The 15,163-nt window shown below is 37.9% G+C and carries 13 protein-coding genes and 1 other annotated feature; of the genes, 2 read left to right on the forward strand and 11 right to left on the reverse strand.

What is annotated here, in order from left to right:
• Positions 1-194: 194 nt before the first annotated feature.
• Positions 195-1,559: an amino acid permease gene (locus ACRPLQ_RS15820; RefSeq protein ID WP_028412362.1), complete on the reverse strand. Its 1,365-nt coding sequence runs from the start codon at positions 1,557-1,559 to the stop codon at positions 195-197.
• 435 nt (positions 1,560-1,994) lie between these two features.
• Here ACRPLQ_RS15820 and ACRPLQ_RS15825 point away from each other — a divergent pair, with 435 nt between their 5' ends.
• A complete protein-coding gene (locus ACRPLQ_RS15825; protein WP_028412363.1) occupies positions 1,995-2,570 on the forward strand; it encodes a GNAT family N-acetyltransferase in 576 nt (191 codons plus the stop codon).
• Positions 2,571-2,850: 280 nt separating this feature from the next.
• On the opposite strand, the gene ACRPLQ_RS15830 is transcribed toward ACRPLQ_RS15825, so the two are convergent.
• The 5 genes from ACRPLQ_RS15830 to ACRPLQ_RS15850 all read right to left on the reverse strand — a co-directional run bounded on the left by ACRPLQ_RS15830 (position 2,851) and on the right by ACRPLQ_RS15850 (position 8,463).
• On the reverse strand, positions 2,851-3,768 hold the full coding sequence (locus ACRPLQ_RS15830) for an ABC transporter ATP-binding protein (RefSeq protein ID WP_165635465.1): 918 nt from the start codon (positions 3,766-3,768) through the stop codon (positions 2,851-2,853).
• A gap of 1 nt (position 3,769) precedes the next feature.
• Entirely contained in the window at positions 3,770-4,840 is a 1,071-nt protein-coding gene (locus tag ACRPLQ_RS15835; RefSeq protein WP_028407470.1) for an ABC transporter ATP-binding protein, read from the reverse strand.
• Between the two features lie 14 nt (positions 4,841-4,854).
• Positions 4,855-5,781 carry an ABC transporter permease gene (locus ACRPLQ_RS15840; RefSeq protein ID WP_014461585.1) on the reverse strand — a complete coding sequence of 309 codons (927 nt, stop codon included), beginning with the start codon at positions 5,779-5,781 and terminating at the stop codon, positions 4,855-4,857.
• 2 nt (positions 5,782-5,783) lie between these two features.
• A complete protein-coding gene (locus tag ACRPLQ_RS15845) occupies positions 5,784-6,719 on the reverse strand; it encodes an ABC transporter permease (protein WP_028412365.1) in 936 nt (311 codons plus the stop codon).
• A gap of 97 nt (positions 6,720-6,816) precedes the next feature.
• On the reverse strand, positions 6,817-8,463 hold the full coding sequence (locus tag ACRPLQ_RS15850) for a peptide ABC transporter substrate-binding protein (RefSeq protein WP_247807340.1): 1,647 nt from the start codon (positions 8,461-8,463) through the stop codon (positions 6,817-6,819).
• Between the two features lie 666 nt (positions 8,464-9,129).
• Positions 9,130-9,334 (forward strand) — a binding site (T-box leader).
• A 76-nt stretch (positions 9,335-9,410) separates the two neighbouring features.
• Between ACRPLQ_RS15850 and trpS the strand changes: the two genes are divergently transcribed.
• Complete coding sequence (gene trpS / locus ACRPLQ_RS15855) at positions 9,411-10,400, forward strand: tryptophan--tRNA ligase (RefSeq protein ID WP_028412367.1); 990 nt, start codon at positions 9,411-9,413, stop codon at positions 10,398-10,400.
• Positions 10,401-10,428: 28 nt separating this feature from the next.
• Here trpS and ACRPLQ_RS15860 read toward each other — a convergent pair whose 3' ends face one another.
• From ACRPLQ_RS15860 to opp4A, 5 genes are all read right to left on the reverse strand, one after another.
• Positions 10,429-11,178 (reverse strand): YjbA family protein, encoded by a 750-nt coding sequence (locus ACRPLQ_RS15860; protein WP_028412368.1) that lies wholly within the window; start codon positions 11,176-11,178, stop codon positions 10,429-10,431.
• 28 nt (positions 11,179-11,206) lie between these two features.
• Positions 11,207-11,365, reverse strand: a complete 159-nt coding sequence (locus ACRPLQ_RS15865) for a hypothetical protein (protein ID WP_155916267.1) — start codon at positions 11,363-11,365, stop codon at positions 11,207-11,209.
• Between the two features lie 112 nt (positions 11,366-11,477).
• Positions 11,478-12,392 carry an oligopeptide ABC transporter permease gene (opp4C, locus tag ACRPLQ_RS15870; RefSeq protein WP_013081753.1) on the reverse strand — a complete coding sequence of 305 codons (915 nt, stop codon included), beginning with the start codon at positions 12,390-12,392 and terminating at the stop codon, positions 11,478-11,480.
• Between the two features lie 11 nt (positions 12,393-12,403).
• Complete coding sequence (opp4B, locus tag ACRPLQ_RS15875; protein WP_013055410.1) at positions 12,404-13,369, reverse strand: oligopeptide ABC transporter permease; 966 nt, start codon at positions 13,367-13,369, stop codon at positions 12,404-12,406.
• 28 nt (positions 13,370-13,397) lie between these two features.
• A complete protein-coding gene (gene opp4A / locus ACRPLQ_RS15880) occupies positions 13,398-15,137 on the reverse strand; it encodes an oligopeptide ABC transporter substrate-binding protein (RefSeq protein WP_048021973.1) in 1,740 nt (579 codons plus the stop codon).
• Between the last annotated feature and the right edge of the window lie 26 nt (positions 15,138-15,163).

Here is a 15,163-nt window from a genome sequence, read left to right on the forward strand (position 1 = left end):
GCCGGTGAGCCTGTCTCGCTTTTCCCGCAGAAGTCTTCGCCTTGTCCTCCAATCAACAGCTAGAAGCCCCTACATACAGTAAACCTACGTTCACCCTACAAATAAAAAAATCCGAACGCGTTAGATTCTTAATCAAGAATTCAACGCGTTCGGATTTCCCTTCAACAAAAATAGGTTTGTCTCAGCCTTATTTTTTATCTTTTATGAAAACCTTTTGAATAGTAAATAATAACCAACAAAATAAACCATATCGGACCTACAATAAGGGCTATTCTTGTATCAGAGGAGAAACCCATCACCACTACTACCCCCGCTAAGAAAGCAAGAGCGAGATACGACGTATACGGGAAGAACGGAAGCTTATATTTTAAATCACTTACCTGCTGATCGCTTAATCCTCTGCGGAAGCGAATTTGAGAAAGTAAAATAATTCCCCATGTCCAAATCGCTCCAATAGTAGCGATACTTGTCACCCACGTGAACACTTTATCAGGAACAACATAGTTTAAGCCAACTCCGAGTAGCAGTACAACAGCTGAAGCAATAACTGCTGCACCAGGCACGCCGCCTTTTGTTAAATTGGCATAGCGTTTTGGTGCTTCCCCGTGCTGAGCTAAATTAAATAACATACGGCCTGTACTAAAAATCCCACTGTTACAAGAAGATAAAGCCGCTGTTAACACTACAAAGTTTATAATCCCTGCTGCAGCGGGAATTCCAGCTTTATCAAATGTTAAAACAAATGGGCTTCCTTGTGTTCCGATCTCTGGCCAAGGATAAATAGACATAATAACAAACAAAGCTCCGATATAAAAAATCAAAATTCTCCACAGTACATTATCAATTGCTTTTGTTAATGTCTTTTCCGGATTTTTCACCTCTCCTGCTGTTACCCCAATCATTTCAATACCGAGGTAAGCAAACATAACCATTTGAAGTGATAGAAGAACACCTTTCATACCATTCGGGAAAAAGCCACCGTGATTCCATAAATTACTGATTCCTGTTGCAATGCCGCCATTTCCAATTCCAAAGATAATCATGCCTAGACCAAGCACAATCATAAGGATAATCGTTACTACTTTAATAAGAGAAAACCAAAACTCTAGTTCACCATATGCTTTTACAGCTAAAAAGTTAACGCCTGTCATGATAACAAGCGCTGCAAGTGCCCATATCCACTGAGGCACACCCGGGAACCAAAAATCCATATATACTCCAACGGCTGTAATTTCAGCCATACATGTAATAATCCACATAAACCAGTAGTTCCAGCCTGTTAAATAACCAGCGAGTGGTCCCAAATAATCGTTAGCATACTTACTAAAAGAACCGGCTACTGGATTTTGTACTGCCATTTCACCTAACGCTCTCATAATAAAAAACATAATAAGACCACTGATTCCATACATGATAAGAATACCAGGACCTGCTAACCGAATAGCGGATGCAGAACCTAAAAACAGTCCAACTCCGATAGCTGCGCCTAAAGACATTAAGCTAATATGTCTTTCCTCAAGTCCACGGCTTAATTCTTTTTCTTGCGTGTTCCCTTGCATAATTCTCTCTCCTAACATGTCCATTTCATTTAATAGCAGATAATTAACTTATTTTCCAAACAAATAATTCTAGGCAGTGTATGTACTAAAAATCTGATATTGCAAGTTCCACACCTGCATTTTTACCGCTATCACATCTATAAAATACAATATTAAAAAAACTTCACTTTGTTCATTTTATCAAAAATCACAAAAAATGCGATAGTTTTTTGTGATTTTCACAAATAAACTTACAATCAAAATATAATAAAAACCATTTTTTACATTATATGTTCTTATTCCGCTATAATTTTCTAACTATTAAGAATAATAAGTCTATTATTTTTCCTTATTTTCAATTATAGATGCTTACTTTTCCCTAAAAAGGGTAAAGATAAGATAACTGTTTAAACACTATTATGAACATCATCATGAAAAGATCAGTAGGAGGGTGCTATGAATTGGTATGAAAAACTAAGTCAATATTTTCCCATTGAAGAAATGAAATCAAAGAAGCATATCGAAACGCTTTTACAAGAACGCAGCGATATTTATCATAAAAATGAAGGACCTCATCACGTATTAATGTACGTGGAAACAGACCAATTTATCTTTATTGATTACCTCTTTGTTTCAAAAGACGCTAGAGGTCAAGGGCTTGGCGGTAAATTAATTGATGAGTTAAAACAACATAACAAACCAATTATCCTAGAAGTAGAGCCTATAGACTATAAAGATTCAGACTCAGCAAAAAGACTGCATTTTTATAAACGTGCAGACTTTAAGCATGCTCAAACAATCGGCTATAACCGCCGCTCATTAGCTACAAATGAAGTTAATCAGATGGAAATTCTATACTGGTCTCCTACCTCTGAAACAGAGGAAAGCATTTTAAATAAAATGAAAAAAACGTACGAGTTAATTCATACTTACAAAGACAAAGAAATATATGGTGCGTCTTATCAGCCGGCAGATCAAGTATTAAAAATTGACAAAAATCGTAAAGACGGCGATATCTTAGCAGATTTATAAAAAGAAGGTAGGCATACGTCTACCTTCTTTTATATTTTTGAATTATTATTCAACATACAACATTATTAATCACTTATATTCCTTTAGTTATAAGGTTTTAACATAGATATTTTGTCTTAAATATAAAATTCTGAAAATTTTTAATAGTATTTTCTAATCCTGTATTGTATAATACCTGTAAAGCGCTAATGTCACTTGTTCTTACATGTTTTTTCCAATTTAAAGTTTAGCGTTCTTTGATAACTAAATAAAAAACGACCTCGTTGTGAGATCGTTTTTGTTAGGTTGTATATGCGGCAAACTCTGCTTGAGAACAAGACACGTAGTGACCTGGAGATACTTCTCTAAGCTCCGGTTCTTCACCGCTATAATCATGGATACTTGGATCATAAATTTTGCGCTGACGCGTTTTTTCACTGTCAGGATCGGGAAGCGGAATAGCTGAAAGCAACGCTTTTGTATATGGATGAACAGGGTTTCGATAAAGTTCATCACTTGGTGCAAGCTCTACAATCTTACCTCTGTACATAACGCCGATGCGGTCACTAATGTATTTTACCATTGACAAATCATGGGCGATAAATAAATAGGTTAGTCCACGTTCACGCTGTAACTTCTTCATTAAGTTAACAACTTGAGCTTGTATAGATACATCCAAAGCTGAGATTGGTTCATCTGCGATGATAAAATCAGGTTCTACTGCCAGTGCTCTTGCGATACCAATACGCTGACGCTGGCCGCCACTAAACTCATGTGGATAGCGATTTGCATGTTCTTTGTTGAGCCCCACTGTTTCAAGAAGCTCGTGAACCTTTGCCATACGCTCTTTTCTCGTCTTAGCTAAACCGTGGATGTCAATGCCTTCTGCTATGATATCTGCTACGGTCATACGAGGGTTAAGTGACGCATATGGATCTTGGAAAATCATTTGCATTTTACGATTGAATTTTTTAAGCTCCGAGCGAGATTTGCGACCATGTACATTTTCGCCATTAAATAGCACCTCACCGCTAGTAGCGTCATATAAACGAATAATCGTTCTGCCTGTCGTTGACTTTCCGCAACCAGATTCACCTACAAGACCTAACGTCTCTCCGCGAAAGATGTCAAACGTCAGACCATCAACCGCTTTAATTGTTCCTTTACTTGTGAAAAAATGTTGCTTTAGGCCTTTAATCTCTAATAATTTATCTGTCATGTTATTCACCATCCTTCGCTACGAGTACAGGTGTACTGTATACATTATCAACTTTACGCATGCGGCGCTGAACTGAAGCAGGCGGCTCTACTTTTGGTGCATCGGGATGTAAGAGCCATGTTTTTGCATAGTGCGTATCCGATATTTTGAACATTGGAGGTTCTTGTTCAAAATCAATTTTCATTGCGTACGGATTTCGCGCTGCAAATGCATCTCCCTTTGGAGGATTCGTTAAATCTGGCGGCGTTCCAGGAATAGCAGCCAGCTCTTCTTCCGCCTCGTTATCTAAGCTTGGCATAGAAGCTAGGAGTCCCCACGTATACGGATGTTTTGGGTCGTAAAACACTTCATCCACTGTGCCCGTTTCAACAATTTGACCAGCGTACATAACGGCTACTCGATCTGCTACATTTGCTACTACACCAAGATCATGGGTGATAAAGATAATAGATGTATCCGTTTTTTTCTGAATGTCTTTCATCAACTCTAAAATTTGAGCTTGAATTGTTACATCAAGCGCCGTTGTTGGTTCATCAGCAATCAGTAATTTCGGATTAGAAGCAAGAGCCATCGCAATGACAACACGCTGTCTCATCCCTCCGCTGAATTCATGCGGATATTGATTCACACGCTGTTCTGGAAAAGGAATGCCTACAAGCGTTAATAACTCGACTGCACGTTTTTTCGCTTCCGCTTTAGATACTTTGGAATGCTTGATTACGACTTCACCAATTTGAGCTCCAACCTTCATTGTTGGATTTAAAGAAGTCATCGGATCTTGGAAAATCATACCGATATCCTTACCGCGAATAGCTTCCATTTCTTTATCCGTTTTCTTTGCTAAATCAATGCCGTCAAACAGCATTTCACCGCTTTTAATTCGGCCAGGAGGCATCGGGATAAGGCGCATGATTGTTTGTGAAGTTACACTTTTACCAGATCCTGACTCACCAACAATTGCTAGCGTTTCACCTTTATTTAAGTGGAAGTTAACGCCGCGAACAGCTTGAACTTCTCCGCCATATGTTTTAAATGATACAGCTAAATTTTTTACTTCTAATAAACGTGACATATGAGTTCACTTCCTTACTTACGTAGTTTTGGATCTAACGCATCTCGTAATCCATCACCAATTACGTTGAACGCTAAGATTGTTAAACAGATAAACAAACCTGGGAAAAATAAGCGCCAAGGATAGTATTCCAAAGCAGGTAAGCCTTCTGAAGCCATTGTTCCCCAGCTTGCAAGCGGTGCCGGAACGCCTAGTCCCAAGTAGCTTAAAAATGCTTCTGTAAAGATTGCTGAAGGAATCGTTAGTGTCATTGTTACTAAAATTGGACCTGTTGCATTCGGAATAAGATGTTTAAATAAAATACGCTTTGTTGTTGCTCCTAATGTTTGTGAAGCCATTACGTACTCTTGGTTTTTCAACTGCAATACTTGTCCACGTACAATACGGGCCATGTTAATCCAGCCGGTAATGGTCATCGCCAATATCATCGTGCCTAACCCTTGGCCAAGCATAACCATTAAAATAATAACCAGTAAAAGGTAAGGAACACCATATAAGATATCCGCAACACGCATCATTGTTTCATCCGTACGGCCGCCGCGGTATCCAGAGATGCTTCCCCAAACTACGCCGATGAATAAATCAATTAAAGCTGCTGCTAACCCGATAAATAATGAAATACGAGCGCCTTCCCACGTACGAGCAAACACATCGCGCCCTAATTCATCTGTGCCGAACCAGTGCTCAGAAGATGGTGCCTGATTGGCATTCAATAAATCATTGGTTGCATAATCGTATTTCACCATCAATGGACCAAATATCGCCATAAAAACAAGGAGAACCATTAGTACTACACCAAACATAGCAAGCTTATTTTTGCGAAAACGAATAAAAACATCTTGCCAGAACGAAAGACTCGGTTTTTCAATCTTTTCTGCTTGAGCATGGTCAATCCCTGCTGTTTCAAACATTTCTTTAGGAATTTTCGGAAGTTGCTGCATAGTTACTCTCCTTTCTTAGCACCTGTAAGTTTAATTCGAGGATCAATAAAGCCGTATGCAATATCTACAAGCAGGATACATACAAGTAGTAAAATACTGTAGAACACCGTTACGCCCATAATCGTTGTATAGTCTCGGTTTGAGATACTGAGTACAAAGTGTGAACCTAATCCAGGGATACCAAATATTTTTTCAATAACAAAGCTACCCGTTAAAATCCCTGCTACTAAAGGTCCCATATAGGATACGACTGGAAGCATCGCATTTCGCATGGCGTGCTTAACTGTAATAACGCCTCTGCTTAAACCTTTTGCTTTCGCTGTACGAATATAATCATTGCTTAATACTTCAAGCATACTCGACCGAGTTAATCGTGCGATAAACGCCATAGGGGTTGAAGCAAGCGCGAGAGCTGGTAACACCGTGTGTGCCCAAGATTCCCAGCGTGCAACCGGAAAAATTTGTAGTTTCATAGCCAGAACGTATTGTAATACCGCTGCCATGATAAAACTTGGAACTGAGATTCCTAGAACTGCAATAACCATCGCCGTGTAATCTTGCCATTTATTATGTTTTAAAGCAGCAATAACACCTAGTACTACGCCAATAGCAATTGCTATTAAAATAGCTTCCATCCCTAGCATGAATGAAACAGGGAATCCGCCGTTAATCAAATCATTTACCGTTTGCCCTTTATATTTGAAAGATGGACCAAAATCCCACTTTAAAATTGATGTTAAGTAATCAAAGTACTGATGGTACCAAGGCTGATCTAAACCGTAATACTGATTTAGATTTTTTTGAATTTCAGGGGGAAGCTGCTTTTCTGATGTGAATGGACCTCCTGGAACAGCACGCATTAAGAAAAAGGTCGCTGTTACGATCAGCCATAATGATAGAAACATATAAATAAGTCGTTTTCCTATATATTTGAACACCCTGACACACCTCCATATTTTTACAAAATTCGCGCACAAGAAAGAAAAGTATATGGAGCACCAGGCCCCATATACCCTTTGTCATAATTGATGTTACTTACTCAAAATGAGCCCACTTAATCTGAATGTCTCCAAGACCAGACATCACAACATCTTTCAGCTGCTTGTCTTGTACCCAAGCATTTGTGTAGAAGTAGATTGGTGCCACTGGCATTTCATCCATGAAGATACCTTCTGCTTTTTTCAACATTGCCTGACGTTTTTTAGGATCTGTTTCTTTTTGAGAGTCAATTAATAACTTTTTATATTCTGGATTTTCCCAGTTTGTATCATTGTTTCCGCCTTTTTTGTCACGGAATAACTCTAGGAAGTTGATTGGATCGTTAAAGTCTCCTAACCAGCCCATACGCCCAACTTGATAATCTCCTTGGTGTAACTTTTCAATGTAAACAGCCCACTCAGAGTTGTCTAACTGTACTTTAATACCAAGGTTTTTCTTCCACATATCTTGAACAGCTTGTGCAATTTTTGCATGTTTTTCATCCGTGTTGTATGACACCTTAATTGCTGGTAGTTCTGAAGCATCTTTAAGGCCCATTTCTTTCAAGCCTTTTTCTAAATATTCTTTTGCTTTTTTCACATCATTGTCTTTGAAGTAGCCTTTTTTGTTATCTTCAAACATTGTTGGTGGTACAGCCGCCATCGCTGGAACTGAACCGTCTTTTGTAATTTGTTCTGTAATACCTTTACGATCAATTGCATAAGCTAATGCTTTACGAATGTTCACATTGTCTAAAGGTTTTTGTTCTGTATTAAACTTGTACCAGTAAGTACCTGCAATTTCTTGAATGTTTAATGAACCGTCTTTCTTTAATTCAGGAAGTGCATCAGCTGGTAATTGACCGGTAGGCATACCCGCCCAGTCTAATTCACCGTTTTTGAACATTGAAAGTTCAGTGTTGTTATCATTGATCATGTACATTTCAACTTTTTTAAGTTTTACAGCATCTTTATCCCAATAGTTTTCATTAGGAACTAGCTCGATTTTGTCGTTATGTTTCCAAGCTTTAAGCTTGAAAGGACCGTTTGACGTATAATTTTCGCCTGCATTTGTGTACCATTTTTCATTTGATTCAGCAATTTTCGTATTCACTGGGAAGTACGTATAGAAAGCTGTTAATTCTAAGAAATATGGCGTTGGGTTTTCTAATGTTACCTCAAGCGTTTTATCATCTGTTGCTTTAACCGCAACGTCATCTAATGAACCTTTTCCTTCATTAGCAGCCTGTGCATTTTTAACATAGTATAATTGATATGCATATTGAGATTCGTTTTTAGGATCTAACGCCCATTTCCATGCATATTCGAAATCTTTTGCTGTTACAGGGTCACCGTTTGACCATTTTGCATCGTCGCGAATCGTAAACGTATATTTAGTTTGATCATCGCTGATCTTCACATCTTTCGCCATTGCATTTTCAGGCTTTCCATCTTTACCGATACGAGTTAAACCTTCAAATGTTTGTAATAATACGTTTGATGACGTTGAATCATTAGCTAAGCCTGGGTTTAGTGAAAAAGGCTCAGTTTTAATATTTACGCGAAGCTCTTGCTCTTTTTTCTTGTCGCCGCCATCACTGCTAGCATTTTCACTGCCACCAGATTCTTTGTTAAATCCACATGCAGCTAAAAACAAGCTCATGACAAGCAGCAAACTGAAAAGAATCGACAACCTTTTCTTCATTGCGTGTTACCCCCTATTAAATTTTGTTTGTGTGGCAACCATATTTTTTTGATATGCACTAATTTCTTAATCATCTTTCAATACAAAATAATCAGTTATTTTTTCGCGTAGTAGAGCGTTAAAGACCTCGCTGCAAAATTATTCTTCTACCCTATGAAACTGTCATCAATTGTTTACATGCTGTAAATCCAATGTATGCGCTTAATATGTAGAAGACTCATTCATTACAAAATCCGCTAATTGAAACAAAACATTGTCTATTTTGTGTTTTCTGAAAAATTAAGAAATTGTAATACCTTTGTAAAAAATATGTTTGTTACGCCTATTATAAATATTTTAAAAATTTATTGCAATACTATTATTTAATGGTATTTTTTTGTCATAAGGGAAAAAACCTTATCTTATAAGGATTGTGCCTACTTGTCTGACGTCTAAAATCTTTTTTGTAGTATAGGTATTACAATAGTATTACAAAGTTATTAGAAATACTAAATAAAAGATTTTTACCAAATCCTCCACCAAATTTTCATCAAGAAATGCTTTAATTAAAAGGTTCTTGTCTTTTTTTGCCGAAGAAAAATTCCAGTAAATTGTCTTATAAACCTTTTTAGCGATAAGATGTTTAAATTCCTGCTTTTTCGCGTTATAATAATGAATAACTATATAATTAAAGCTGTGAAAAAGAGTAGTATGCAGAATTTTCATTTTTAGAGAGTTTGTGGCTGGTGAGAACAAACATTGAAACCTGCAGAATGGACTTTGGAGCTTTCAAGTGCAAAGCTTGAACGTTGATCTCAACGTTACATGAATAAAGATAGTTCACAATAATGTGTGCTAATTAGGGTGGCAACGCGGTCCATTCGCCCCTAGCTTATGCTAGGAGCGGATGGGCCTTTTTATGTTGTATACGTAAACTAGCATCATATATGTGCAGATGAAAGGAAGATTTGATGAAAACAATTTTTTCAGGTATTCAACCAAGCGGTACAATCACTTTAGGCAACTACATTGGAGCGATGAAGCAATTTGTTGAACTTCAACATGACTATAACTGTCATTTTTGTATTGTAGATCAGCATGCAATTACAGCGCCTCAAGACCGTTTAGCACTTCGTAAAAACATTCGCAGCCTTGCTGCTCTGTATGTAGCAGTAGGAATTGATCCAGCAAAATCAACTTTATTTATTCAATCAGAAGTGCCCGCCCACACGGAAGCAGGATGGATGTTACAGTGCGTAGCGTATATCGGTGAACTTGAGCGTATGACTCAGTTTAAAGATAAGTCCGCTGGAAAAGAAGCAGTATCAGCAGGATTATTAACTTATCCTCCACTAATGGCAGCTGATATTCTTTTATACAACACCGATTTGGTGCCAGTTGGTGAAGATCAAAAGCAGCATTTAGAATTAACGCGTGACTTAGCTGAGCGCTTTAACAAAAAATACAATGATATCTTCACTATTCCTGAAGTACGTATTCCAAAAGTGGGCGCACGCGTCATGTCTCTTCAAGATCCTACGAAAAAAATGAGCAAGTCCGATCCAAACCAAAAAGCTTTTATTACGCTCTTGGATGACGCTAAAACGATTGAAAAGAAAATCAAAAGTGCCGTAACGGATTCAGAAGGTATTGTTCGCTACGATAAAGAAAATAAGCCAGGTATTTCAAACTTATTAAGCATTTATTCAATCCTAGCAAATAAATCAATCGAAGACATTGAAGCAATGTACGAAGGCAAAGGTTATGGTGACTTTAAAGCTGACACAGCTAAAGTAGTAGCTGAAGCACTTGCTCCAATTCAAGAAAGATATTATGAATTAGTTGATTCTAGCGAGTTAGATGATATTTTAGATCAAGGTGCCGATAAAGCAAATGCAACGGCTAATAAAATGCTTCGCAAAATGCGAAACGCAATGGGAATTGGCCGTAAACGTTAAAAAAAACGACTGCTATGCAGTCGTTTTTTTAATTCACTTTTGGCTCTTGTTCAATTTCCCAAAGTTTTTCAAAGAAAGGTTGTCCTTTTACTAAGCGCTCGCATAATAATTTATGTTTCGGTGACCACCCTGACTTCGTTTCATCGTATAGCTGATTCCATACGTCTTGAAACGGCATCTCTTGAATGTCTTCGTATTTCGTTGGATTCCACTCTGTGTACCAGTAGCGGATTTGAGCTGTATTTTTTGTTGTATGTAGCTGATCAAGTGCCATAAATAACAGCTGTTTTAGCTGACGTTCTTTACGTGTTAGCCCTCTCATCGTTTCAGGAGACGGCGAAAGAATATGATGCTCTTTTTTAGTTAGCTCGTCTTCACTGAACTTATATTCTAGCTCTTCTTGATCCGCAATCATCTCATAAACTAACTGTTCTTGTCTTGGAATTAAGCGGCTTTTTCGAATTGGGATATGATAGCCCATCGTATCAATTGCTAAAATATTCGTTCCATCTGTAACAATAAAACAATATTCAACCTGCGTGCGCTCATGATTTTTCCGAATGTATGCTTTCTGATAGACATCTTGTAGTAGTTGTTGAGGTAGCTCGGAAAGATCATTTTCAATGTAATGAAATAAAAGCGGATTTACTTTTAATAACGGTGCTTGATCGAGCAGTTCTACACAATCGTCTTTTCTCCACTCATGGAAATGACACACATTATAACCGTTTTCTTCGCCTTCAAACCAATTAACCCATACATCATGAAGATATAGCATAATTTACCCCTCACTTACTATCTGTTTGTTATCCATCAGTATAGGCAGAGAAAGGAATTTTTATTCCAAATGATGTTATTTTTCTAAAAATTAATTGTAAAATACCTTCGTTTTTGGCTATTATGCAAATGCACTTATTTCGAAGCTCAGACATAACGCCAGTGCTAATGATTGCTACAGGCTTCATGAACTATATCCACCCCTATAAGCAGAAAAAATCCGAGTTTCTTCTATAGTAATAGGTTTGTCAGGAGGTCTGACAAACCTAAAAAAATCTATCACACTTTTGTGATAGATTTTTAACGAAGAGATTTTGGATTTAAAGCATCTTTTAATCCTTCACCAATGAAGTTGATAGCCAGGATCGTAAATGTAATAGCTAAACCTGGCGGAACCCACATCCAAGGCTTATTCTGCAGCACATCTGATTCCCTTGCTTCTGTCAGCATATTCCCCCAGCTCGGCGTATCAGCCGGCACGCCAAAACCGATAAAGCTAATCGCTGACTCAAACACGATAAGGATGGCCATCTGCAAACTGGCTTGAACCACAATCGTTGAAAACACATTTGGCAGCAAATGTTTGAAGATGATTTTAAACGGGCTGCACCCAATGGAAACAGCTGAAAGCACATATTCATTTTCTTTTTCAGCCAAGACTTTGCTTCGCACCAGCCGGGCCGTACTTCCCCAGCTTAGGAAACTAACAACTAGGATGAGCGTCCAAACGCCTGAGATTTTTCCAATTAGAATTGTATTTAACACTACAACAAAAACAATGAGCGGAAAGTTTAAGACAAAGTCTGTAAAACGCATTAAGAATTGGTCCACTTTGCCTCCGTAATAACCCGCAATCGAACCAATAAGAGTTCCGATTAAAATAACGAGTGTTGTACAAGCAACTCCAATCAGTAACGAAGTTCTTCCTCCATACAATGTACGTGCAAATACGTCTCGACCATTTGTATCCGTTCCAAACCAATGCTCACTGGAAGGCGCTGCATTCATCGCCATATAGTCGATACGTGTAATATCTGCTTTTGTAAGCAGCGGTGCAAAAATAGCAAGAAGCGTAATCACAATCATGAAAGCTAAACTTATCATAGCTAGTTTATTTTTAACAAACTTCTTTCGCGCAATCGCCCATGGAGAAAGGTTTTTAGGAGCTTTCATATTCACTTCTGGCTGTACATCTTTTTTCGTTACAATTTCCATACTTTCTCCTCCTAATCCAAACGAATACGCGGATCTGCTACGCCGTATAACAAATCAGCAACCAGATTCCCAACCAATGTTAAAATTGAAAACAGCATTGTAAGCGACATCATAACTGAGTAGTCACGAGTTGCTACAGAGTCAACAAACAACTTTCCGATTCCTGGATACGTAAAGATTGTCTCTGTAATGATAGAACCGCTAATGATTGTTACAAGATCAAACCCTAAAAACGTAATAAGCGGAATCATTGAGTTGCGTAAGATATGAACATTATAAATTTTAGATTCTTTTGTTCCTTTTGCTCTAGCTGTGCGCACAAAATCTTTGCGACTGTTTTCAATAATATCATTGCGCAAAAATTGGGTATACTGCGCGGTCGACATCAAGCCAAGAATCAGTGCAGGTAATATAACGTGATGAATTCTACTTTGAATAAATTCCCATGATCCCTCTTTTAATCCTACTTCAACAGAACCGCTAAACGGAAACCAGCCTAACTGAAAGGAAAATAAATAAATGCCTACGATCCCTGCGATAAACGATGGAACCGCTAATGCAAAGTAATTATATCCTGCAATAAAGTTATCTGCTAAGGTATACGGTTTTCTTCCTGCATACATACCTAAAATAAATGCAAACACATACGTAATCAAAAGCGAAGTCAAAGCTAAAAAGATCGTATTAGGCATACGCTCTAAAATAATATCTAATGTCGGTAACTTATGAGTTGTTGACTTTCCTAAATCTCCTTGTGCCACTCCCTTTACCCAGTTCCAATATTGAACGTAGATAGGATCGTTATATCCTAGCTTATCACGCATTTCCTCAATGTATTTTGGATCTGTATTACTGGGGTTGATTTCTCCCCCAAAAGGGTCCCCTGGCATCATTTTCGCCAGGGAAAACACAACAAAGGAGATCAGAATCAACATTGGAATCATCCCTAAAATACGTCTTAGTGAGTATTGCAGCATCGTTGACTCTCCTTTACATGTAAAATACTTATTCCGTTACAGACCATTTCTCCGGATCTACAACTACCGTTGATGGATCTAGAGTTACGTTTTTCACACGCTTATTCACAGCATAAATATTGATATTTTCCCATAAAGGAAGTGCTGGCAGCTGCTCGTTAAAGAATTTTTGCCATTTTACATATACATCTTTACGGTATTTATCATCAAATGATTTTTCACTCAAACCGTCTTTAAGCATTTCATCAGATTCCTTATTTACCCAACGGCCATAGTTCCATTCAGCATTAGAGCTCCATAATCCTGTAGGATCTGGATCTGAACCAGTGTCCCAAGAACCGAAGAACGCTTCTAACGCCTTATCGTCGTTATCTTTCATTTCATTGTACAAGTTAAATTCAACAAGTGAACCCGTTGCTAATTTTGTTTTAATACCAATATCATTCCATGCTTGCATAATAGCCTTCGCACGACCCTCGAAGTTGGCTGGACCAGCATAGTGACCAAATGAGATCGTAAATGGTTTTCCGTTTGGATCTTCTACAAAACCGTCATTATTCTTATCTTTATAACCAGCTTCAGCTAACAATTTTTTAGCTTTTTCTGGACTATACTTGTACTTTGTTAAATCTTTTTGGTCAGCAGCAATCCAGAATACAGAGGGAATAACTGTGTTAGAAACAACCGCTTTGTCGTTCATAAATGCTTTTACCATTGCTTTTCTATCTATTGCGTAAAGCAATGCTTGACGAAGTTTTAGATCTTTGAACTTATCATAATCATCTACGTTTTTACCAGCGTTTTTATCACGATGTCCAAATCGTAGACCAATATACGAATAACTAGTTGATTTCCCTTCCAAAAAGTCTAAGTTTTCTGCTTTTTCAACTTGCCCTAAATCAGCTGGGCGAACATCCATAATGTCGACATCGCCTTTTTTCAATGCTCCGGCGGAAACAGATGGATCCAGTACTTTTACAACAACGCCATCAAGATGAGGCTTACCTTTCCAATAGTCATCATTGCGTTCCATCTGAACATATTCACTTGCTACCACTTTTTTCACTTTAAATGGTCCAACACCAATAGGCTCTTTACGAACTTGTTTGGACTCTGCAAGATCTTTTACAGCAATTCCTTCATAGTACTTTTTCGGCATTGGATACGGCCATAGATTGTCTAAGTTATTTACACGAACTTCTTTAAACGTTACTTTAAATGTTTGCGGATCTACCACTTCAACTCCGGAAATAGAATCCGCTTTGCCGTCATGATATTCTTGAGCGCCTTTAATATGCTCAACGTTTACATAGCGTGGACCTGTATAGTCTTTATCAGCAATCGTTTCATACGTATATTTAAAATCATCTGCAGTTAATGGATCTCCGTTATGCCACTTAATCCCCTTTTTTAATTTAAACGTGTAAGTTAGTTTATCACCACTCACGTCCCAAGTAGCTAAGTCAGATTTAATTTTTAATTTCTTATCATAAGTAAAAAGACCTTCATTGATAAATTCTAAGATTTGGCTATCATATGCACTACCATACAATGCGTACTCAAAAAGCCCTTCCGGCGCTCCGTCAATCCCATACGTAATCGTTCCGCCATCTTTTGGCTTGTCTGTTTTTGCACCTTCAGTTTTTGCTTCTCCGCCTTCTTTATTACTAGAAGATGAAGAACTGCTTCCACCGCTGCATGCCGCTAGAAAAAGCGATAGCACAAGCAAAATGGAAACAAGTGATAAAAACGATTTCTTTTTCATCATGACGTTCCCCCTATTTAACTAATAAT

Source organism: Priestia sp. TRN 1309 (assembly GCF_050846875.1).
Lineage (GTDB): Bacteria > Bacillota > Bacilli > Bacillales > Bacillaceae_H > Priestia > Priestia zanthoxyli.